This is a genomic window from Yimella lutea (assembly GCF_006715095.1).
Lineage (GTDB): Bacteria > Actinomycetota > Actinomycetes > Actinomycetales > Dermatophilaceae > Yimella > Yimella lutea.
In genome coordinates, this window is record NZ_VFMO01000001.1 from 312,239 (window position 1) to 334,459 (window position 22,221).

Here is a 22,221-nt window from a genome sequence, read left to right on the forward strand (position 1 = left end):
GCTCAACCAGCGGTGACGGCGTGAGGGGTTCGATCAGTCGTCGGAGACGGTGACCTCGACGGGAATGTTGCCGCGGGTCGCGTTGGAGTACGGGCAGATCTGGTGCGCCTTGTCGGCGAGCGCCTGGGCGGCGTCCTTCTCCATATTCGGGATGACGACCTCGAGCACGACGGCGAGCCCGAAGCCGCCGTCCACCTTGCCGATGCTGACCTTCGCGCCGACGGTCGAGCCGGTGAGGTCGGGCTTGTCGTCGCTGAGCGTCGCGGCCTTCTTCAGGGCGCCATGGAAGCACGCGGCGTAGCCGGCGGCGAAGAGGTCCTCGGGGTTGGCGCCGCCACCGGGGCCGCCCATGCCCTCGGGCACCTTGAGGTCGAGGTCGACGTACCCGTCGACGGTCTTGGTGTGGCCGTTGCGGCCGTCACCGGTTGCGAGTGCCTCGGCGGTGTAGAGCGTTTCCATGATGAACGTCCTCTCAGCTGCTGTACAGGTCATCACCGACGCTAGCCGCCGACGCGCGCGGGCGGCGAGTCAGCCCGGGGAATTCTACCCATGGCCCCGGCGCAACCGCTGCTACAAAGTCGCAGTCAGAGGGCAGGTTCACTCACCGAGGAACCTCAGAAACTGTTGCTGCACAGGCATTCTCAAAGGGGGTCCAGTGGCACGGGCGGGAACGAGAACAACTTGACCACCGGTTCGAGCGATGCCGGTGCCAAGTGGAACGCCCGACCAGGCCCGGAGCCCGTGATCCAGGCGAACCCACTACGTCTCGCCCAGCCCACTGGTGTGCTCAGTAGGTTCGGCGCTGATCAACAGGTACGCGAGCGCCCGTACGATCCGCCGGTCCTCGCGCAGCCCAGGGGCGTCTGCTGGGACGCCGCGGCACGGTTGCCGGCGACTTGGCACACTTGTACGCATGAGCGCCGGACTTCACCCGAACATGCAGGAGCACTTCGACGCCGTCGTCGCCCGCAATCCCGGCGAGACGGAGTTCCATCAGGCGGTGTACGAGGTGATGCACAGCCTCGGCCCGATCGCCGGCAAGCGGCCGGAGTACGCGCAGTGGTCGATCCTCAAGCGCGTCTGCGAACCGGAACGACAGATCATCTTCCGCGTCCCGTGGGTCACCGACTCCGGTGAAGTGGAGATCAACCGCGGCTTCCGCGTCGAGTTCAACTCCGCGCTCGGCCCGTACAAGGGCGGCCTGCGTTTCCACCCGAGCGTGAACCTGTCGATCATCAAGTTCCTGGGGTTCGAGCAGATCTTCAAGAACTCCCTGACCGGCATGCCGATCGGCGGCGGCAAGGGCGGCTCCGACTTCGACCCCAAGGGTCGTTCGGACGGCGAGATCATGCGCTTCTGTCAGTCGTTCATGACCGAGCTCTACCGGCACATCGGCGAATACACCGACGTCCCGGCCGGTGACATCGGCGTCGGCGGACGCGAGCTCGGCTATTTGTTCGGGCAGTACAAGCGGATCACCAACCGGTACGAATCCGGCGTCCTCACCGGCAAGGGCCTGTCGTGGGGCGGGTCACGGGTGCGTACCGAGGCGACCGGTTACGGCACGGTCTTCTTCACCCAGGAAATGCTGGGGACGCGTGGCGAGAGCTTCGACGGCAAGCGCGTCGTGGTCTCCGGCTCGGGCAACGTGGCGCTGTACGCGATCGAGAAGGTGCAGCAGCTGGGCGGCACGGTCATCGCCTGCTCCGACTCCAACGGCTACCTGGTCGACGAGAACGGTCTCGACCTGGGCCAGCTGAAGGACCTCAAGGAGGTGCGCCGTGAGCGCCTGTCGGCGTACTCGTCCGACTCGGCCGCGCACTCGACCGAGGGTTCGATCTGGGATGTGAAGTGTGACGTCGCGCTCCCCTGCGCCACCCAGAACGAGCTGAACGAAGAGCACGCGAAGTCGTTGGTGAGCAACGGGGTTCAGGCAGTGGCCGAAGGCGCGAACATGCCCTGCACCCCGGGCGCGGTCAAGGTTTTCCAGGAGTCGTCCGTGCTGTTCGGCCCGGGCAAGGCGTCCAACGCCGGCGGTGTCGCGACCAGCGCGTTGGAGATGCAGCAGAACGCCAGCCGTGACTCGTGGAGCTTCGAGGACACCGAGGCGCGCCTGGAGCAGATCATGCGCGACATCCACACCCGCTGCGTCACGACCGCGGACGAGTTCGGGCTCGAGGGCAACTACGTCGCCGGTGCGAACCTGGCCGGTTACATGAAGGTCGCCGACGCGATGGTGGCGCTCGGCGTCATCTGAACCGCCCAAAAAGTTGGGGAGAGCGGTCGTCGTAGCGGCCGTTTTCCTTGACTACGGGCGTAGAGGGGCGGGTACGACTTAGGTAGGGGTTCGGTCGGCCGATGACGGCACGAACTGTCTCGGCGAAGCTGGCACCATGGAACTCGGACTGCTCGCCCCACTGGTGGTGCTCGCGCTGATCGACAGCACCAGCTTCGGCACACTCGCGATCCCGGTGTGGGTGATGACCCACCCTTCGAAGCCGCGACTGGGCCGAATCTTGTTGTACCTGAGCACCATTACGGTGTTCTACTTCGTACTTGGTCTCGGCCTGTACTTCGGGGCACAGTCATTGCGCGACGCGTTCGCCTCGCTGTCGACATCCGAACCCGCTCGCTGGGTCGCTCTCGTGGCGGGCGCGGTGTTGCTGCTGCTCGGACTCACCATCGAGCCGTGGACCGAGGCAGGCAAGAAGCGCAAGCGGGCCAGGGAAGCCGCCCGTCGGCAGGCCCGTGGACCCGGACGCATCGAACGGTGGCGGACGTCGACCGCGGACGGTTCGGCGTCCCCCGCGTCCGTCATGGCCTTCGCGACCGTGGCCGCGCTGATCGAGGCCGCAAGCATGCTGCCCTATCTGGCCGCGATCGGACTGATGGTCGCCGCCGATCTGCCGACGCTCGGCGCGGTGGGGGTACTGGCGTCCTACTGCGTGGTGATGGTCGCGCCGGCGTTGTTGCTGCTCGCGCTCCGACTCTCGATGCACGAGCGCATCCAACCGACGTTGGAGCGCGTGGATCGCTGGCTGCGCAACAACTCCAAAGAAACGTTGGCGTGGGTGTTCGCGCTGCTCGGACTCTGGCTGATCAGCAACAACTGGCGGTTCGCATGGGATCTGATCGGCTGAGGACTACTCGACGACGCGGGTGGGTTCTTCGTCGATCGGCAGGCCGGCCTCGACGTAGCCACGGAAGCCGCCGACCAGGTCTGCAGCCCAACGGAATCCGAGTCGTTTCAGGTCGCTGGCGGCAAGCGAGGACGAGTAGCCCTCATTGCACACCACCACCACGACGTCGTCCTTGGTCGGTCCGTCCGACATCGAGTAACCGCTGGTCGGGTCGAGGCGCCACTCCAACACCGACCGGTCGATGACGACCGCTCCCGGGATCAGCGTTCGCGGACGATCGTGGTCACGACCCGCGTCACGGCAGGGAGTTGGGGCGTGGAGCTGAAACCGAAGGCCGGGTTGGGCGTGACCCGAGTGAGCGCTCCCAGCGCCTCTTCGTGCCAGGTGCCCGTGAGGCGAGTCACTGCGTGCTGGTCCAGCGCCCCGTAATACTCCCGGCGTCCGTTGCCGGCGGTACCGACGGTGCGCACGCCGGGGTGGACGATGCGGGCGACCGGGTCGGCGAGAACAGCAAGCGGCCTGCTGCTGGCAATCCGTTGCGGCACGGCGTGCAGAAGCCAGCCTGTCGGGGTGCGCTTTCCCAGGCCGAAGGACGCCCGGAGCGGGCCGGCGTCGACCGTCCAGCCCTGCGTCAAGTGGACATCACACAGCACGGTCTCGTCGAAGTTGTAGGTCTGCGAAACATACTGAGCGACGGCTTCATTCGGTGCGAGCAGGAAGCGGCGACCGGACGCGTCCGCCACCATGACATCGGTGAACGCACCGAGCGGCGAGTGCGACCAATCGCCGACCACCACCCGGACGCCGCTGGTCGATCCGGCGCCGAGGATGCGCCCCTCGAAGCGGTCGATGATCTTCGTGGAACGGGGCATGCCGACATCTTCCTCCTCGCAGGTCGCCACCGGGCGGGCGGTGGCGCGTAGCGTCGAAGCATGAGCGAACAGAACGGGAAGCCGGAAGAGCACAAGGCCGAGGTCGACCAGCAGGACGGTGGGCCGGGAGCGCAGCAGGACGACGGCGGCGACACCAATGACGTCGCGAGCGGCGGGGTCTCGAAGGAGAAGAAGTCCGACGACTGATCCACGCCCGAATCCGCATGACGTGTGTTCGTTTCAAGGGTTGAAGACGACCACACGTCACGCGAGTTTCAAGGCTTGGGTCACCGGGCGCGCAGCTTCTCCAGCAACGGCTTCGCGGCCTGCTCGAAGAGGGCATCCTGGGAGTCGCCGCCGACCTGCACCAAGGCGGTGATACCGGACTGTCGGGCAGGTCACTTGAAGTACGCCGACGTGTCGATCGTGACCGGAGTCTTGCCGGACGCGAACACGGTGATCGTCCCGCCGGTACCGACCTTCACGATCGCCGAGTTCGAGATCGACCCACCCGGGACGTAGTTCAGGTTCGAAACCGTCGGACGAGCAACCCCGGTCGGCCACACAGTCAAGTAACCGGCCTGCGACGGGTTCACCGACGTCACCGTCACCTGAACCGCCTTCGCGTTCGACGGGACACCGGCAACGCCGGCGACCTTCACCTGGAACGCGGTGCCGGCGGCGGTGGCCCGGGAACCGAGCAACCTCGTCGGCGTGAACGCAACCGTGTCCGCACCCGCCGGCACCCAACCGTTCAGATCGACCACCAGATCGGTACTCGCGGTCGACCGCAACGTTACCTTTCCACCCGTCCCCAGCTTCACGATGCCCAGACCGGCGATGGTCTGCCCCTTGCGGAAACTGATCGACGTCGCCGCCGGGGTCGCCACACCCGCCGGGAACGCAGTCACCGTCCCGGCAGCAGACGGGTTCACCGACGTGATATTCAACATCGCCGCCGACGCCGTCGCCGACACACCATGGGTGCCGCCGACCGCGATGGTCACCGACCCACCGGCTGGAATCCGAACCTTCGGCGCGCCCGTGCCATACCTGGTGTCCATCACCCGCGTCGGATTCACACCTGTGTACGCACTGCCCGTCGGGTAATACCCGGCCACGTCCGCCAGCAGGTGGGTGCCCGCCAAGGTCGAGAGCGACACCTTGCCACCGTTGCCGACCTTGGCGATGACGAGGTTCGGAACGGTCTGTCCGGTAACAAAATTGAGGTTCGACGCGGTCGGCTTGGTCGCACCGGCAGGCCACACCGTCACCCACCCGTTCGCCTTCGGACTGACAGCAGTCACGTTCAACACCACCGACGACGCATTCGCCGGCACACCACCCCGACCGGTCACCTGCAGATCGACCTTCCCGTTTGCCGGCACAACCGCCTTCGGTGCGCCCGTGCCGTACCGCGTGTCCAGGATCCGCGACGGAGCCAACGACACGAACGACGACGTCGCCGCCGGCGTGAAGCTCCATTGCAGATCCAAAGAACCCGGCGCGCCGTACCAGGAGTCCACGGCGATCCGGTAGGTCGTGCCAGCGGTCACCGGGACGTTGCTGAGCTTGCTGGTGAGCACACCGTTGGCCGCGTCCACGTCGTCGTTCGCAGCAATCCGGGTCAGCGCGTTCACCGCACCTCCCGTGTAGACGGCCAGCGTCGAGTCGAACGTCGTGTTGGCCGTGGCAACGGTCAGCTTGCCGGCCGACGGGGCAGTCCAGTTGAACCACACCGAATTTCCGCCGACGGCGTCCGCGTGGCGAGGCTCACCGGCCTGGATGGACGCGTCCACCGTGCCCTGTTTCCAGATGCCCGCGGTTGCCGGCGAGAGTGCCTTCGCCGCCGCGAAAGTGTCGTTCGCGGGCGGGGTGATCGAGACCGTGCCGGTCGCGGCCATCGTGGCCGGCATGGACGCCGAGCAGCCGCTGGTCGTCGTGACCCGCACTCCTGCGTCCTGGCCGTTGTAGGCCTTGGAGTTCGGCACCGAGGTTGCGTTGAAGCTCGTCCGGCCCGCGAGACCGTGGAAGGGATCGCCGGGTGAGGAGAAGTAGTCCTCGTCGCCGTCCGCCTCCTCGATGTCGATGAGTTGGCCGTACGGGGTTCGGACGTTGTCCTGGTAGGCCTCCTTCACGTGGTAGACCAGCAAGCCACAGCCGGGCAGGCCGCCGTCGAGACCGGACTGCTGCCGGTTCTCGACGAGGAAGTACTCACCCTTCGAGCCGACGCCGGGACCGTCCGGATCCGCGAGCAACCGGAACGCGCTCGGGTTCGTACTCGCCTGTGGCACAGAAACATTGGCCAGTGAGTTGACTGCAGTCGGTGCGATCCATCCCTGCAGGTACTTGCTGTACGCGTCCGGGAGGGTCGGGGTGTCACCCGGCATTCCCCCGGGCTTCGTGCCCCACGAGCCGCCCGCCATCAGGCTCCAGATGCCGAGGCCTTCGCTCTTCTGGCTGATGTCGTAGAGATCGACCCAGCCGAGGTCGTGACCGAACTCGTGCGCCATGATCCCGATGGTGGCCATGCGCGACTGCGCCGGGTACTCCTTCTCGCAGTGCATCTCACCGAACTCGGTGTAGCCGTTCGTACCGACGTACGTGCCGTCGACGGGCTGCGTCATGCTCACCGGAACGGACCACTGATGACCCCAGACGCTCACTCCACAGGGGTTGCCGACCGAGCCTTCGTAGCCGGCGGCAATCACAGTGACGTGCAGTTCGTTGGGTTGGATCGCGCCGTCGCCGTTGGTGTCGTAGGACGCGTAGTCGATGTAGGGGTCAGCTGCCGTGATCGCCGCTGCAGCGACCTCCCGGTCGCCGGCGTTGGTGCGGGTGCTGTCCGGGTGGCTCATCGGCAGGGTCACCCACCCGACCACTCCGTCGTTCGCCGCACCGCTCGACTCCTGAGCCGGCGCCACGTCGAGCTTGTTGAAGCTGGCGCCCTTGTAGAACGAGCGAACGCTGCCGGTGCCTGCGAAGAACTTCGAACTCCACTGTGCTGCAGTCGTACCGAGCGAAGACCGGTCGGAGAACTGAGCCAGGATCACCAACGTGCGCTGTGTGCCGGTGAAGCCCAGCGGCTGCTGAACCGTTGCCGCCTCCTGCAGGTCCTGGGTCGGGGTCAACCCGACCGACTCCTGCGGCACCGCTGCGGACGCGGCCGCCTTCTTCGAGCCGGCCTTGGGCTGGCCCTTGCTGTCGAGTCCGGACGCGTACCGCCAGTACCCCTGCCGGTCCTTGACGACCGTGGCGTTGCCCTTGATGGTCGAGGTCCAGTTACGCAGCCGGTCGCCGTTGCGCTGGATCGTGACCTTGCTGCCGTCCGGCTGGGTGACCGTCTTCGGCGTGGTGTCGACGGGCGCACCGCGCACCTCGCGCGTTGTCTTTTTCTGCGGCGCCTTCGACGCGGGCTTCTGCGCAGCAACCGTCTGGGACGTGCGCTCGCTCGGATCTGCGTGGCTCGCAGGCGCCGCCGTTGCACTCATCCCGAAGGCCGTGACCGCTGTGACTACCAGCGTCGCAAAACGACGCTTCGATGATGTGTGCATCAAATTTGTTCCTCCCCGCACCGACTACCCGCAGTAAGAGTCCCGCGCGGTGCCCGTGTGTGCAAACAAATCATCGAACTCGAGGGGCGACGTTGCCGAGAGGATCCGAAATGCACGAGGGCACTCCGTATACGGCGTGCCCTCGTGCACTTGGAGTCGCCTCGGATCGGGGTCAGCTCGACAGGCGTTGACGTAGACCGGAGGTACGGCGGACGGGGGTGTCGACGGCGAGGGCGATCGCTTCGCGGGTGCCGACCATCGTCAGGTGTTCCTGCGGCCGGGTGACGGCGGTGTAGAGCATCTCCCTGGTCAGCAGCCGCGACTCGACCGGCGGGACGAGAACAATGATCTCGGCGGCCTGGCTGCCCTGTGCCTTGTGCACGGTCATCGCGTGCATGGTCTCGACCTCCGACAGCAGCCACGGCGGGAACGACTCGCGTCCGTGGCCGGTCTCGATGACCGCGCGGGTGCCGTCGGGTGTCTGGACGATGACACCGGCGTCGCCGTTGTTGAGGCCGAGCCCGTGGTCGTTGCGGGTGATCAGGATCGGGCGGCCGACGTACATCTGGTGAGAGCGGATGTCGGGCGCGTGCTTGGCGAGTTCCATCTCGATCAGGCGGTTCCAGTGGCTCGCGCCGAAGGGTCCGTGGCGGTGGGCGCACAGCAGACGTAGACGTCCGAGTTGTTCGACGGCTGCGTCGGCGTCCCCGGCGGCAGCGAGTTCGCGCAGCTTCAGGGCGTGTTGGGCCACGCGCGGGATGAGTTCGAGCGAGGGGGTGTCGGTCTCGATCAATTGCACGCCTGACTTCGCCTGGTCGATTGCCTCGGCCACCTGATCCGGGACACCGGTGCGGAAGGCTGCGGCGAGGCGCGCGCGGTCGTCGCCCATGCGGTAGTCATGGACGAGCCGGACGACTGCACCGGACGCGTCCAGCCCGGCGACGACGTCCGCCAGCACGGACCCTGCTTCGACGGACGCGAGCTGGTCGGGGTCGCCCACCAGCAGCAATCGCGTTGTGGGTGAGAGCGATTCGACCAGGCGAGCCATCAGGTTTAGCGAGACCATCGAGGCCTCGTCGACCACGACGACGTCGTGTGGGAGCGGGTCGTGCGCTCCGTGACGGAAGCGCAGGTTCGTGCCGGGCAGCGGACCCAGCAGTCGGTGCAGCGTCACCGCCGGCTTGATCGCGCTGTCACCCTCGAGCGTGGCGCCGAGCGACTGGTTCATGCGGGCGGCGGCCTTGCCGGTGGGCGCAGCGAGTCCGATGCGCAGTTGGCCTTCGGACGCGGCGAGCAGGGCGGTGAGGATCTGGCCGATCGCGTGGGTCTTGCCCATGCCGGGTCCACCGGTCAGCACGGTGACCGGGCGGGTCGCGACTGAGCGAACCGCGGTTTGCTGCTCCTTGTTGAGATCGCCCTTGCCGATGCTCTCCTCGACGACGGACAGGTCGACCGGCGGCAGGTGTTCGGGCACGCGGTCGGTCAGCGCGGAGGCAATGAGCAACTCGTCGGCGAGGTATCGATCCAGGTAGACCAGACCGAGGTCGATGCGCAGGATCCGTTGCTGCACAAGTGGACTGGCTTGAAGGGCGTGCAGCCAGTCCTCAGGTGACGGCAGATCGACGAGACCCTGTGCGGTCTCCGCGTCCTGCTCGATCTCGTCGACATCGACGGCGGCGGTCCAGCCGGCGACGTCTGCCAGGTCAAGCGCGGTCGAACCGTCACGTACCGCCCGCACCGCGAACGCGAAGGCGAGGGCGGCGTCCGAGGTCGGCTCCTCCCCCAACGCAGCACAGACCCGCGCGGCCACGAGGCAGTCGCTGCCGTCGAGGATGCCCGCTTCGTTCAGTGTGGCGAGGCGTCCCTGGGCGTTGAGACTGAGTGCGGCGTCGGTCATCGCTCACCTCCGTCAAGCACCTTCGACAGGTCGTCGAGGATGGCCGCCGGTGGGTGCCAGGTGAAGACGCCGCAGCGTCCACCGTCGACCACCGGGGTGGCGGGGCCGGCCATGCCGCGCACGTACAGGTACATCACGCCGCCGAAGTGCTCGCCCGGGTCGTATGCGGGCAGCCGCCATCGCAAATACCGATGCAGCACAATCGAATACAGGATCGCCTGCAGCGGGTAGGAGGAGTGGCCCATCGCCGCGTTCAGGCGGGCGGGTTCGTAGTCGGCGAGGGTCAGCGGTTCGCCGGGTTCGCCGAGCCAGTTGGTCTTGTAGTCGACGATGTAGAACCGTCCGTCGTGCCGGAAGGTGAGGTCGACCGATCCGGTGAAGTAGCCGAGCAGGGTCTGGTCGCCGTACGCGTCGCCGGCCAGTGCGTCCGCGAAGTCGATCAATGGATCGTCGTCGCAGAGGTGTGTGCGCAGAACCTCGGCCATCTCGCGCAGCACCGGACGCGCGTGCGGGCGGTCGCCGCCGGCGAGGGGCATCTCGAAGTCCATCTCGGAGAACCGGTCGGTCTTCGCAATGTCGACCAGTCGAGGGGCATCAGGTTCGGGACCCATCGGCGTGGTGCAGACCGCCTCCATCGCGTCGACGAGTGCCTCGGGGACGAGGTCGACCGGCCAGAAGACGAGTTGTTCGCGGACGTTGTCGAGCAGGTTCGCGCGCAGGTCGCGGGCCTGGAGGTCGGCGTGTTCGAGGACAGCGTGGACGAGGGAGCCGAAGGTCGCCCCGACGGGAAGGTCGGCCATCGGCGAGGGTTCGGTGTTCGCGTCACCGGGTTTCGGCACGTCGATGAGTGGTGTGGTGTGGTCGCCCGCGTTCCCGTCACCGGGTTTCGGCTCGTCGCCGAGTGGTGTGGTGTGGTCGCCCGCGTTCCCGCTGGTTGAGCCGGGCGACTGACGAAGGAAGTCGCCCGCGCCGAAACCACCGGGGACGACGATGACCTCCTCGTCGATGCGTCCGACGGCACCGTCCTCGGGTTCGGATAGTTCGCCCGCGGCTTCGGCAGCCGCCTCACCCGCTGCAGCAAGCGAGGAGTAGGACGCGCGGCGCCAGTCCCGGTCGATGATCGAGTCATCGAACCAGCGGGCCGTCAGGCGTTCGGTCGACGGCTCGACCGGGGGTGCCGGCTGCGTCGTGCCGCTACCGATGACCTCGAGGCTGAACGCGCCGTGGTCGGCCCAGGTCTGCAGGAAGCGCTGGTTCGTGGCGATCGAGTGCTTGTCGATCGGGTCGAGCAGCGTGATCACCGCACGCTGGTCGAGTAGCGAGGCAGGGTTATCGACCGAGCGCGATCGAGACCCGGTGAGGTCGTCGGGAGAGTCTTCGTGATCGTCGCCATGGTCTCGATCGCGGCGCTCGCCCTGGGGGCTCGCACCTACTCGACCAGCGTGTGGTTCGGCGGCGTTGTCCGGGCTCGCACCTACTCGACCAGCGTGTGGTTCGGCGGCGTTGCCGTGTGTCCGCGACCGCAGCAACTGGTCGAGGGCTTCGGGGTTGGGGGCTTGGCCGAAGAGGAGGCGGTGGAGGCCGGCGTCCTTGCTGTTGTAGGTCGGCGCCCACCACAGCACCAGCTGAGACTGGGCACGGGTCATCGCGACGTACGCCAGGCGCATGTGTTCGCCGAGGTCGTCGGCGCGACGCTCGGAACCGTTGAGGTCGGCGCGGTCGTAGGACAGGATGCGGTGGCCGTCGCGGTGCACAACAACCGCGTGCTCCTTGTCGGACAGCCAGTTGTTGAACAGGAAGGGCGCGTACACGATCGGGTACTGCAGTCCCTTGCTGCTGTGGATCGTCGAGAGCGTGACGGCGAGCGCGTCGGAGTCGAGGCGCATGGTCCTCGAATCCGCAGGCGTGACAGCGTCGTCCGCGCTCTGTTTCATCATCCACGCGATCAACGACGGCAACCCGGTCATGCCCTGCAGCACCTGCTCGTGCAGCACTTGGGCACAGTGCTCGATGTCGGTGAGGTCTCGTTCGCCGCCGACCTGACCCAGGACGCGCTCGGCCAGCCCCTGGCTGCGCGCGACGTCCAACACAGCCGCGACTCCCCCACGATGGAATGCGGTGATCAACGAACGGATCTGTGCCGCAACTGTTTCGATTTCGGTTTCGTCGGCGCTGTCGAGTTGCTCGGCGGTCCAGCCGATGAACGGGGTGAGTGCTGCGAGACCGACCCGGTCGCGGCGGTGGGGCTGTTCGAGCGCCATCAGCAGTTCGAGCCAGGCCTCGGCAGCGGGCGTCCGCAGCACGGACGTGCCGGAAACCAGCACCGACGCAATTCCCCTGCGACGCAACTCTTCCCGAATCCCGGCGAGGTCGCTGCCGACGTGGCAGAGCACCGCGATGTCCTGTGGCTGCACGGGCCGTCCGTCGAGTTCGGCACCGGACGCGAGCAGCCGCTCGATGTCGTCCGCGACGTCGGGGTAGACCTGCCGGCGCACGTCACCGATGGACGGCTGGCGTTCGCCGTCGATGAGCGGCCAGGTGCGCAGCCGCACCGGGGTGTCGTCCGGCGAACCGCTGAGTCGATGCGTCTTGTGGTGCGCGGTGACCGGGTGGACGACGATGCCCTCGGACAACGCGACCCCGTTCATCAGGGTCTGCAGCGAACGGACGAGGGGTTCGTCGCTGCGGTAGTTGGTGGGCAGCGAGGTGCGCCGGTCGGCGGTGTCGGCGGCCTGCAGATAGGTGTGGATGTCGCCACCGCGGAAGGCGTAGATGGCCTGCTTCGGGTCGCCGATGAGCAGCAGCGAGATGCCCTCACACGCAAAGGCACGCGAGAACACCTGCCACTGAACCGGATCGGTGTCCTGGAACTCGTCCACCAGCACCACCGACCAGCGGTCGCGCATCCTCCGCCGCGCCGGTCCGTCCTCGTCCTCAAGGGCTTCGGCGAGTTGTTCGAGCAGGTCGTCGTAGGAGAGCACGGCCGCGCGCCGCTTCCGCCTCTCGAACTCCTCCCGCACCCGTCGCACCAGGTCCATGCGCACGCCGAGCGGGCCGGGCGCGTCCGTCGGGTGCAGTTCGGCGCCGGGGTTGTTGAGTGCGTGGCGGGCGTCCTTGCGGGCGATCGCGTACTCGGGCGTGTCGGGCACCGCGCGCAGGTGGTCGGCGAGGAAGAGGTCGTCGATGACGTCGCTCTGCAGTTGTTCGAGGTCTTCGGCGAGGGTCGCGCCCGGGTCGGAGTCGCCGGCGACGCCGAGTCCGCGCAGCACGTAGTGGCAGAACTGGTGGATGGTCGCGATCGTGGCGGTGTCGAAGTCGGCGACCGCCGTCCGCAACCGTCGCACGCGCAGCGCCAATTCCGTTGGCGCGCAGTCACGCAGGTGCTCGACGAGCGGGTCTTCGGTGGGGGCGGACGATTCGAGTTCGGCGAGGGTCTCCTCCAGCCGGGCCCGCACGCGCTCGCGCAGCTCCTGGCTGGCGGCGCGGCTGAAGGTGACGATGAGCAGTTTGTCGATCGGCATGCCCTGCTCGACGACGTACCTGGTCGCGAGGGCCGCAAGCGTCCAGGTCTTGCCGGTACCGGCGGACGCCTCGATGAGTGTGGTGCCTTCGGGCAGGGGGCCGGTGATTTCGAAGGTGTCGGTGCTCACGCGTCCTCCTGGTGGGTGAGGACCGGCAACCAGATGCGGGCGGAGAACTGCCGCAGACCGAGCATCTCGATCTGTTGGATCGGGGCTCCGCGGCCGAGGATCTTCACCCAGTACGGGTCGGTGTTCTCGCCGGGGATCTTGTCGCCTTCCCATTCGGTGCTCGCGAAGTGCAGCAGCAGGTTGTCGTCACCGTTCAACAGCTTGACGCGGTTGCCGCGGACGAACGCGTGCGCGGTCTTGGGTGGGACGGTCATCGGGTACTGCAGTCCCTTGCCGCGCAGTTCGACGAGATCGGCCAGAAGTGTCGAAGCTTCTTGTGCCCCAGGCGATCTCAGACGGACGCTGCCCCGCTTGCCGTGCAGGGTGGCATGGTGGGTGCGGTCAGGTTCGACGGCGGCCAGCGCGAGCAGTCGCACCCAGCCGCTGATCAGCTGCTTGGGACCGATGCGGGAGAAGGTGTGCACGCGCAGTTCGTCGCCGTGCACGCCGCCGACGACACCGGTGAACCGCACCGAGCCTGGACCGCCCGTCCCAGGCAGGTCAAGGCGAACGTCGACCGAGCGCGGTGGCACGTCGTCCGGCCGGTGCAAATGCTTTGTGATCGTGGCGAGTTCACCCTGGACATCCTTACGCGCCTTGTCGCCGAGGGCACCGGGCGGGAAGCTCGAGCGGCGGTTCTCGCGCTGCATGACCTCGTCCAGGGTCGCGCCCTGCACCATCTGTTGCAGCATGCGTTCGCCGATGGCCCAGGTCTGCAGGCCGTCGAGGGCGATCGGGACGGCGTCGTCGACGGGGTCGGCTTCGCGCGGCACGAAGATGCCCAGGCGGCTGCGCAGGAAGTCGCGGGCGGGGTTGTGCAGGAACCCGGTGAGTTCGTCGATGGTGACGGCGTCGACAGGGCGAGCCGGGAGAAGTCCGGACAGGAACGGTGCCTGTTGCGGTTGGTCGTGACGGAATCGGCGCAATGCCTTCGCGCCGGCGAGCGCGGATCGGTCGAAGGTGCCGCCGGGCAGCGGGGACGCTGCTGTGAAGTTGCGTTCGTCGAACGCCTGCAACGGGTGCAGGTGCACGAAGGAGTCGTCGCCGCCCCCGGTGCGAGTGGCGACCGCGATGAGCTCCTGCAGCGGGACGGCCGGTGGGCGCCGAGCACCGTTGTGTTCGTTGGCGCCGGAGTAGATCGCGACGAAGTAGTCGTCGGCGGCCATGACGGCGTCGAGCAGGAGTTGGCGGTCCTCGCTGCGCGGGTCGCGCTCCCCCACGAACGGTCGGCGGGCGAGCACGTCGTCACCGTCGACCACGGGTGAGCGCGGGTAGACGCCGTCGTCGAGGCCGAGCACGACGACGGCCTTGTGCGGCACCGAACGCATCGGCACCATCGAGCAGACGGTGATCGCGCCGGTGCGGAAGTTGGCGCGGGTCGGACGGCCCGCCCAGCGCTGGTCGAGGAGCGTGCGAATGTCGCTGAGCCGCAGCGGAACCTCGCTGGCCGAGGCGGCGATGGTGTCGAGTTCGCGGTCGATCTGCGACAGCTGCCAGCGGTCGTCGAGCGGCACATCCGCGAGACCGTGGACGATGTCCTTCAACCAGTTCATCCACTGCGCGGTCTGCACGTTGCCGTCGGTGGAGGTGAGGTGTTCGCCGCGTCCGCGCACGTCGTCGGCGGCACGTTTGATGCGCTCCATGAGCTCGAGGAAGCGTCCGGCGACCTCGATGTCGCGGCTGCCGATGTCGTCGACCGGGGCACCGATCGCGTCCGGACCGTCGGCGTCCGCGCTGATGGCGACCCCGAGGGCGATGCGGTCGAGGGCAGGGGTCCAGGTGTGTGCGTCGAAGCCGCGCAGTCCGTACTCGCGGCGGTGCAGTTCGTCGAATCCCCAACGGACGTCGGCGTCCTCGACCCAGGCGGCGATGCGGCTGAGTGAGTCGTCGTCGAACCCGAAACGGCGGCGGACGGACTCGTGGCCGGCGAGGTCGAGCACCTCGGACGCGGTCATCCGGCCGGCGACGATCGCGACCACGCGTCGGGCGAGGTCGAACAGCGGGTTGGTGGCACCGGGCGACCGGTCCGCCAGTTGCAGGCGCAGTCGTTGGCCGGGGTGGACGTCGTGGTCGGGCACGGTGATCGAGGAAACGTTGCTGAGTCCGAAGGTGGCACGCAGCAGCGGTGCGAAGGCCTCGATGTCGGGGCACATGACCAGGATGTCGCGCGGTTGCAGGTCGCCCTTGCCCTCGGCGAGCAACCAGGTGAGCACTTCGCGGAGTACTTCGACCTGGCGGGGGCGGCCGTGGCACGAGTGCACCTGGAACGAGTTGTCCGTGAAGCGTGCCTTGGTTTCGGCACTGGACGCTGCTCCTTCGTCGCCGCGCCCAGGCTCAACCAGCGGCGACGGCGCGTGCCCACCGTGTTCCGCTGGTTGAGCCGCGGGACTGACGAAGGAAGTCCCGCGCGCCGAAACCACCGGAACATCGCGCGGCACTGAGGTCGGAGCCGTGTTCCCACGCACATCCGCCTGCATCGACGCCAACCGCGAACCGGCGGACGAACCCGACGACAACGGCTCATGAACCACCGGCCCCATGCTCACGAGCGTCTGCTGCAACTCACGAACATCGCGCCCGAGCGTCGCCAACAACGGGTTCTCCGCAACGAGAGCGGTCTCGTCCTCGGACCTCGGTTTCGGCGCGTACGGATTCGCAAGCTCATCAGTACGGCTCAACCAGCGGGAGGAATCGGACGCGCCGAAACCCAGGGACCCGATCGCGTCCCACAAAGCCGGCGACGGATGCGGCAACCACAGGTGCAACTCCCGCTGCGAACCCAGTGCGTGGATCAACTCCCGCTCAGCCCGCGCCAACCGGGTGTACCCGAAGAACGACAACCGCTCCGGCAACTCCAACGGCAACGAACCGTCCCGCAAACCCGCAACGACCCGCTGGTGCCGTCCGGTGACCGACTCATCGAGCCCGTGCGCGTCCAGGGTCAGCTCGACGACGCGCCGCCACAGCGGCGGCTGCCACATCAGATCGTCCGCCAAAGACGACCCGTATCCGTCTGTTTTCGAACCGGATTCCCATTCGCCGAGCATCTGCGGACGATCCCGGTGGTACGCAGCAAAGAGCCCGGCGATGCGCCGAGCAACGACGTACCGGCGGGCCCGACGTGCCTTGCGGTCCCACTCGGCGGCGGGGTCTGCGACGATCTCCGGGCCGGCACCGAGGTGACGAGTGATGGCCTCGAACCCGGGCGTGCCACACAACTCGTCGATGGCGTCCAGCGTGGGCCAGACGAGCCGGTCGGCCGACCACGGATCGTCGCGGTCGCGGTCGCGCAGCAACCCGACGAGCGATGAAGGGGTGAGGATCTCCAGTCCCGCGCAGATACCGTCGTCGCCGGCGACCGATCCCAGCGTGTGCGACAGCTGCTGGGTGAGCCAGCGCTCCACACCGCGCGCGGGCACGACGACGACCTCGGAACTGAAGACGTCCGCCGGGTTGTCGGCGAGCATCGTGGCGAGACCGGCTGCGAGTTCCTGCGGCCGGTCGCTGCGGTGCACGTGGATGCCGGTCATTCGGTCTCCAGCGAGGCGAGGGTCGGCAGGCCGGGCGCGTGGTCGCGGATCCAGGCGGTGGCGGCGGTGTCGTCCTCGTTGTAGGCCAGGACGCGGTCGCGCAGGATCTGGCGCAGCTGCGGGTCGGTGGTGGCACGGGACTCATCCAGCCACAGCTGACAGTTGCGTCCGCCGGGGTCGTCGTCTCGCCAGGCGAACCCGAGGGCGACGGCGAGCGGTTTGAGTCCGTGGCCGGCGGCGGAAATGAGGTGCTTCTCGGCCCATGCGCAGGTGTCGACAAACTCGATACCCGTGTCCTGGACGGCGGACTTGCCCTGGATGTTGGTGAGGCGTTGTCGTTCGACGGGTCCGTGGTGGAAGACCCGGATCGTCTCGCCGTTCGCGAGCGCCGAATCACGTTGTTGCGCAAGCCAGTCGGTGAGCTGGTTCGCGAGCGCCAACTCGGACTCATCGCTCAGGTGGTCCCACTCGACAAAGATGTGGAAACTCGACTCGTCCCCACGCCGCAGCCGGGCACCCCAAAGGAACACCCGGTTGTCGGTGTCGTTCTCCATGTCGAGATCGATCTCGACGTCGGCACTCGGCGGGAGCACGACGTCGGTGCGAAAAGCGAGCGCGTGACCGGCGACGGCGATCTTCGCCTTCTCGATGGTGAGCGCGATGCGCTTGCCGGCGTTCTTCGTGCGGTCACCGGTTTCGGCCTGGTAGCTCCCAAGCCATTCGGGGGTGAGTTCGAGCGCGGCGAGCTGGTCGACGGTGTGGACGCCGAGGGTGCGCAGGGCGAGCCACTCGCGCAGGGTCGGGCGCCAGGAGGTGAACGAGGTGGTGGGGTCGGCGTCGAACACCGGCCCGCAGACCGCGTACCAGGGGCAGTTGTCGCACTCGGAGGTGTAGATCGGGACGACGAGCGAGTCGTTGCCGGCGGCAGCGTTCTGCGCGACGGCGAGTCGGAACCCGAACTCGTGGTCGTAGCGTTCGAGCGCGCTGCGGGTCTTGGTGCCCTCGCTGCGCGAGTATGTGGTGAAGGCGGGTTCGTCGAGCGCGATCCAGGTGCCGTGCACCTCGTTCAGCCCCCACATCGCCCAGTCGTCGCCGGAGACGAGGAAGGCTTCGTAGTGGTCGGGACCGGGGTGGCGGCCGATGGCCTCCAACATGCGAGTGTAGTGGACGAGCTGGAGCGCGTCGGGCTCCAACCGGCCGCCGCGCGGACGTGCCTCGGCGAGGGTCGAGCGCTGCTGCGGGTTGCTCGCCGGCGCGACCGTGACGGCGTAGGTGTTCCTGCTGTTGGACTTCATCGCCGACAGGAACTTGTGCAGCTTCACATCCCCGGGCAGGTAGGTGGCCGGCCACGAATTGCCGTGTCGGATCAGCAGATCTGGGCGCCCGGACCGGTGACCCTCGCTGTCTTCAGGGAGTGCACCGCGCACGATGACCTCGACCCCGCGCTCCATCGCGACAAGCGTCTGGTCGACCGCGTCCCGGTAGTACGCGTCGGGGTCGACGACGTGGAAACGCTCCGGTGCATCAGCCGTGATTCGATCGAACAACTCGGCCTCGAACGCGTTGCCGGCGTCGATGGCGTCCTGCAGTTCGGGAGAGATCGGGATCGGCGCACCGACCATCGAAGGATCGAAGTCGTAATGCGTGCGGACGGGGCACTGGATGGCGGGGTACGCGCCGAGCACGAGCGAGCGCTTCGTCGCCGGTTTGTCGTCGGTCACCCGTACCCCTTTCACGTCTTCGCGTGAGGTTACGCGACGGCACCGACAGGCGGTCGGGGTTCGGGTGGCGGATGAGGTCGGTCCGCATGCAGCACGTGCCGCGCGGAATCATAAGTTTTGATGGAAATGACGTGACACGGCCGTCAGCGGTCGCCGCATCTGCGCACACGGTTTGGTGCCCCGGACATCACCACAGCGCTCACCGCATCGCCGGGCAAAGCCCAGTTGTTCGCCGCTGACCCGTACTTCCGATGCGGCCCGGAGGCCGTGCGTTCTATTCTCGGGACCCCCTGGCTGGATCGTCTGCAACGCTTGGGTCTTGTACTGGTTCGGCCAGAACTTCGGCTGGCGCCGGGGGCCGTGGACACTGTTGTGTCATTCCTCACTGAGAACAACCTCGGTCCCGCAACTGCTTTTCGCCCCACGCGTACGGTCGCTGATAGTCCGCCACTTCGATGAGCTTGTCCTGGAGCACGAATTCCAGATTCTGCGTATGGTCCGACACGACGCGAGCCTAACCGGACCGAACTGGTTCGCGGGCAGCTATCGATCAAGATGCCTGATGGCTGCGTACCGGCGTCATCGTCGCCGACCGTAGGAATCCAAGCTACAGCTCCACCGGATTATCTGCCGTGCCCACCTGAGTTGGGTCAAACGCTTAGTGCCTTGAGGGCGGGCGTTCCAGCGCCTCGATGATCTCGGCTTCGTCGCTGTTCAGTGCGGGTGGGATGGTCGTGACGACGCCGTTGATTTCGATGGTGGCTGAGCGCAGTGGTTTGAGGGCGCGCAGGACACGGCGCAGGGACAGCCCGGTCCGGGCTTGTACTTCGCGGCTGACGGCGAGGGCGGTGAACACGATGGTGAGGTGGGCCTCGATCGCGTCGCGGGTGCGGGCGAACATGGGCCGGGCGCGCAGGTCGGTCTTGGACATCCGGAATGATTGCTCGACGTGCCACAGGTCGTGGTAGCTGGCGATCACTTCGCTCGCGGGCATCAGTTCGGCCGGGATGTTGGTGACGTACCCCTTGAGCCCGACCAGCCGGCGTGCCCTCGCCAGTGACGCCTCATCCAGCGTGCGTGAACCGTTGGTGGTTTTGACGAATCGTGGTGTCCGCGCGGCCTTTTCACCGGCGACGACGGCCTTGGCGCGGTTCTCCTGCAGGGTCAAGGTGGTGCTGTCCCGGGCGGCGCGTTTCGCGGAGTACGCCCACACTGCCCGCCACGACCCGGGATGCTGCTCCCGATCCCACACCGGTTCCGCCTTGAGGTTCGGGTCGTTCTCGACCGTGTGCCCGGTCCGTGGGGTGAGGGTATCGATGAGCTGCCCGTCGGTGAACGCGTCACCGTGCCACCGGAAATGAGACTCCAGATCCTTGGGTGCCTTGGTCACCCGGGAGCCCACGATGAACCGCAAGTTCGCCTCGTCGAGGGCTGTGAGGTTGGACGTGGACAGCATCCCCGCGTCGGCGACCACGACCATGTCCGCGATGTTGTGGCGTTCCTGGAACTGCTTGACGATCGGGATGATCGTGGCCGTCTCGGCCTTGTTGCCTTCGAAGCAGCCGATCTCCAGCGGGAACCCTTCCCGGTCGACCAGCAACCCGACCACGATCTGCGGGTCGACCCGCCGCTCCTTGGAATACCCGACCTTACGCAGGCCGTCCTCCTTCTCCGCCTCGAAGTAGAGCGTGGTGACGTCGTACAACACCAACGACACATCACCGCTGGTGCAGGCGTGCTCGAAACAGGCCACCGCGACCTGGTCGCGGTACGAGCCCTGATGCGCCCGCCGCAACGTCCGCTTCCGCGTCGACAGACTCACCGCTCGCCGCCCCAACTCGGCCAGGACCCGGTCCACATCGAGCAGGCTCGTCGGCTCCACGACCCGAGCGATCACCAAGTCCCGGAAGATGTCATCGGCCACGACATCGAAACCCAGGTCCGTGTACACCCCGGCCAGGGCCCCGTACAGCAGCCCCGAGGACGTCTTGAGCACCCGTGACCTCGACACCATCGGCCGAGCCGCTGACACCGCTGGCACTGCCGACACTGCCGACGATGGCTCGGGGTCCATGAACAGCCCCGACGGCCGCGCCGCGGGCACCATCACCGCCTTCGCGGCCACCGGCGTGATCCCGAGGTCCAGCACCCCCTGCCGGTCATCGGCGAGCAGAGCCCGCGCCTGCTCCATCAGCAACCCGAGGTCGGCCTCGTTCCTGGCGGACCCGACATGACGCACGATCCGACGCCGACCGTTGACCGACTCAGCGATCTGCACCGCGGTCGCTCCCGAGGCCGTCCGCACCCGCCGAATCCACACCACCGCGCGACCCTCACCATCGAATTAGTGCCTTAGCGACACACTAATCGTCGGCATCCCCGCAGGTCACAGCGATTCAAACCCCTCGAATCCATCAAAGTGACCCAACTCAGGTGAGACGGTGCAGGTCGTCGCGATGGATGGGTTCACCGGCTTCAAAACTGCTGCTACCGAAGAACTCCCGGACGCGACCACGGTGATGGACCCGTTTCATGTCGTCCGGTTAGCCGGTGACGCCCTGGACAAGTGCCGGCGCCGGGTCCAGCACGAGCTGCACGGCCACCGGGGTCGGGCCGGTGACCCTTTGTACCGTGCGCGGCGCACGCTGCATACCGGAGCGGACCTGCTCACCGACCGGCAGCAGGACCGCCTCACCGCGTTGTTCGCGGTCGAGGAGCATGTGGAAGTTGAGTGCACCTGGGGCATCTACCAGCGGATGATCGCGGCGTACCGGCACCGCGACCGTGCCACCGGCAAGAAGCTCATGACCGCCCTCATCGATTCGATCAGTACCGGTGTGCCCAAGGCCTTGACCGAGATCACCACCCTTGGCCGCACCCTGACCAAGCGGTCCGCCGACGTGCTGGCCTACTTCGACCGGCCTGGCACCAGCAACGGACCAACGGAGGCGATCAACGGTCGCCTCGAGCACCTACGCGGGTCGGCCCTCGGCTTCCGCAACCTCGCCCACTACATCGCCCGATCCCTCCTCGAAACCGGCGGCTTCAGACCTCAGCTACACCCTGGTTTGTGATGAGCCCATTTAGGCCCATCAAGTATGCCTCGATGAATGAAGGAATTTTCTAATCCGTGGTTTTCTTTGCCGAGTTTGCTGAGAAACTCCCATCCCGTATTGGAGGCTGTGCACGGCGCAACTAGAAACCACTTCTTCATGCGAGGAACGTTCTTGATCGCTTGCCTGAGGGACCGCCTTATCTGCTGCTGCCTGTCCTTGTTCCTTCCGGAGAACCCGTCGGGAAAATACTTCAGCTGGTACACCACGACCAGGCCCGGATCATCCCGGTACACGACCATCCCCTCGGTGTCTTCGCTCGGCTCGATGGCCAGGGCATCAATGCCTCCGTCGCCACCCCGCCCGTCGACAGGGTGAACGAGTGTTCCGTGCGGGTGCTGGTAGGGAATCAGGGCTTCAATGAGCCTCTCGAACCGCTCGCGGCCGATCGTCGTCCAATCGATCAGTGCGCCATCGTCGGTTTTGCTCATGCGGGCAGTCTTCCTCACCACCGCTGTCTTCGACCGACGCGACATGACGAAGGGCCCAGGACGAGGGTGGTCACGGTCGCCGTCTACCTGACACGGCCGATCTGGCCCGTGGGGCGGCCGCGGCCTTCGGCCTCCTTTCGGCTGCCCCGTCAGGAGTCCGCTTGCGTGGGTGGCCGGGTAGGTCGAAGGTCAACCGCCGCGCGGTCCTGCTGCGTGAATACGGCTCGATGGAGACCGTTGAGGTGGAAGTCCTCCCCTTCTCAACGCCCGCAAG

Annotated in this window: 13 protein-coding genes and 1 pseudogene; 4 read left to right on the plus strand and 10 right to left on the minus strand. The window is 67.1% G+C overall.

Going from position 1 to position 22,221, the window contains the following annotated elements; translation table 11 throughout:
* Nucleotides 1–33 precede the first annotated feature (33 nt).
* Nucleotides 34–459 (minus strand): organic hydroperoxide resistance protein, encoded by a 426-nt coding sequence (locus FB459_RS01475; protein WP_141927214.1) that lies wholly within the window; start codon nucleotides 457–459, stop codon nucleotides 34–36.
* Between the two features lie 454 nt (nucleotides 460–913).
* Between FB459_RS01475 and gdhA the strand changes: the two genes are divergently transcribed.
* Nucleotides 914–2,257: an NADP-specific glutamate dehydrogenase gene (gene gdhA, locus FB459_RS01480; protein WP_141927215.1), complete on the plus strand. Its 1,344-nt coding sequence runs from the start codon at nucleotides 914–916 to the stop codon at nucleotides 2,255–2,257.
* Nucleotides 2,258–2,393: 136 nt separating this feature from the next.
* The gene (locus tag FB459_RS01485) at nucleotides 2,394–3,140 is read left to right on the plus strand and encodes a GAP family protein (RefSeq protein WP_141927216.1); all 747 of its coding nucleotides are present in this window, start codon (nucleotides 2,394–2,396) and stop codon (nucleotides 3,138–3,140) included.
* Nucleotides 3,141–3,143: 3 nt separating this feature from the next.
* On the opposite strand, the gene FB459_RS01490 is transcribed toward FB459_RS01485, so the two are convergent.
* Both FB459_RS01490 and FB459_RS01495 read right to left on the minus strand, forming a co-directional pair.
* Nucleotides 3,144–3,371 carry a rhodanese-like domain-containing protein gene (locus FB459_RS01490; RefSeq protein WP_141927217.1) on the minus strand — a complete coding sequence of 76 codons (228 nt, stop codon included), beginning with the start codon at nucleotides 3,369–3,371 and terminating at the stop codon, nucleotides 3,144–3,146.
* Between the two features lie 29 nt (nucleotides 3,372–3,400).
* On the minus strand, nucleotides 3,401–4,012 hold the full coding sequence (locus FB459_RS01495; RefSeq protein WP_141927218.1) for a hypothetical protein: 612 nt from the start codon (nucleotides 4,010–4,012) through the stop codon (nucleotides 3,401–3,403).
* A 60-nt stretch (nucleotides 4,013–4,072) separates the two neighbouring features.
* Between FB459_RS01495 and FB459_RS17065 the strand changes: the two genes are divergently transcribed.
* On the plus strand, nucleotides 4,073–4,219 hold the full coding sequence (locus FB459_RS17065; protein ID WP_168990275.1) for a hypothetical protein: 147 nt from the start codon (nucleotides 4,073–4,075) through the stop codon (nucleotides 4,217–4,219).
* A 191-nt stretch (nucleotides 4,220–4,410) separates the two neighbouring features.
* On the opposite strand, the gene FB459_RS01500 is transcribed toward FB459_RS17065, so the two are convergent.
* The 6 genes from FB459_RS01500 to FB459_RS01525 all read right to left on the minus strand — a co-directional run bounded on the left by FB459_RS01500 (nucleotide 4,411) and on the right by FB459_RS01525 (nucleotide 20,726).
* Nucleotides 4,411–7,503 carry a M6 family metalloprotease domain-containing protein gene (locus FB459_RS01500; RefSeq protein WP_170221640.1) on the minus strand — a complete coding sequence of 1,031 codons (3,093 nt, stop codon included), beginning with the start codon at nucleotides 7,501–7,503 and terminating at the stop codon, nucleotides 4,411–4,413.
* 235 nt (nucleotides 7,504–7,738) lie between these two features.
* The gene (recD, locus tag FB459_RS01505; RefSeq protein ID WP_141927220.1) at nucleotides 7,739–9,463 is read right to left on the minus strand and encodes an exodeoxyribonuclease V subunit alpha; all 1,725 of its coding nucleotides are present in this window, start codon (nucleotides 9,461–9,463) and stop codon (nucleotides 7,739–7,741) included.
* Complete coding sequence (locus tag FB459_RS01510; RefSeq protein WP_170221641.1) at nucleotides 9,460–13,113, minus strand: UvrD-helicase domain-containing protein; 3,654 nt, start codon at nucleotides 13,111–13,113, stop codon at nucleotides 9,460–9,462. The genes recD and FB459_RS01510 overlap by 4 nt, the downstream gene beginning before the upstream one ends.
* A complete protein-coding gene (gene recC / locus FB459_RS01515) occupies nucleotides 13,110–16,682 on the minus strand; it encodes an exodeoxyribonuclease V subunit gamma (protein ID WP_141927222.1) in 3,573 nt (1,190 codons plus the stop codon). The genes FB459_RS01510 and recC overlap by 4 nt, the downstream gene beginning before the upstream one ends.
* Complete coding sequence (locus tag FB459_RS01520) at nucleotides 16,679–18,403, minus strand: TM0106 family RecB-like putative nuclease (protein ID WP_141927223.1); 1,725 nt, start codon at nucleotides 18,401–18,403, stop codon at nucleotides 16,679–16,681. Before FB459_RS01520 ends, recC begins: the two co-directional genes overlap by 4 nt.
* 658 nt (nucleotides 18,404–19,061) lie before the next feature.
* Nucleotides 19,062–20,726: an IS1634 family transposase gene (locus FB459_RS01525; protein ID WP_141927224.1), complete on the minus strand. Its 1,665-nt coding sequence runs from the start codon at nucleotides 20,724–20,726 to the stop codon at nucleotides 19,062–19,064.
* A gap of 112 nt (nucleotides 20,727–20,838) precedes the next feature.
* On the opposite strand from FB459_RS01525, the pseudogene FB459_RS01530 reads away from it, so the two are divergent.
* Nucleotides 20,839–21,477 (plus strand): annotated as a pseudogene (locus tag FB459_RS01530) (ISL3 family transposase); the annotation flags it as partial.
* Here FB459_RS01530 and FB459_RS01535 read toward each other — a convergent pair.
* Nucleotides 21,456–21,947 carry a hypothetical protein gene (locus tag FB459_RS01535; protein WP_141927225.1) on the minus strand — a complete coding sequence of 164 codons (492 nt, stop codon included), beginning with the start codon at nucleotides 21,945–21,947 and terminating at the stop codon, nucleotides 21,456–21,458. The pseudogene FB459_RS01530 and the gene FB459_RS01535 sit on opposite strands and share 22 nt — an antisense overlap.
* Between the last annotated feature and the right edge of the window lie 274 nt (nucleotides 21,948–22,221).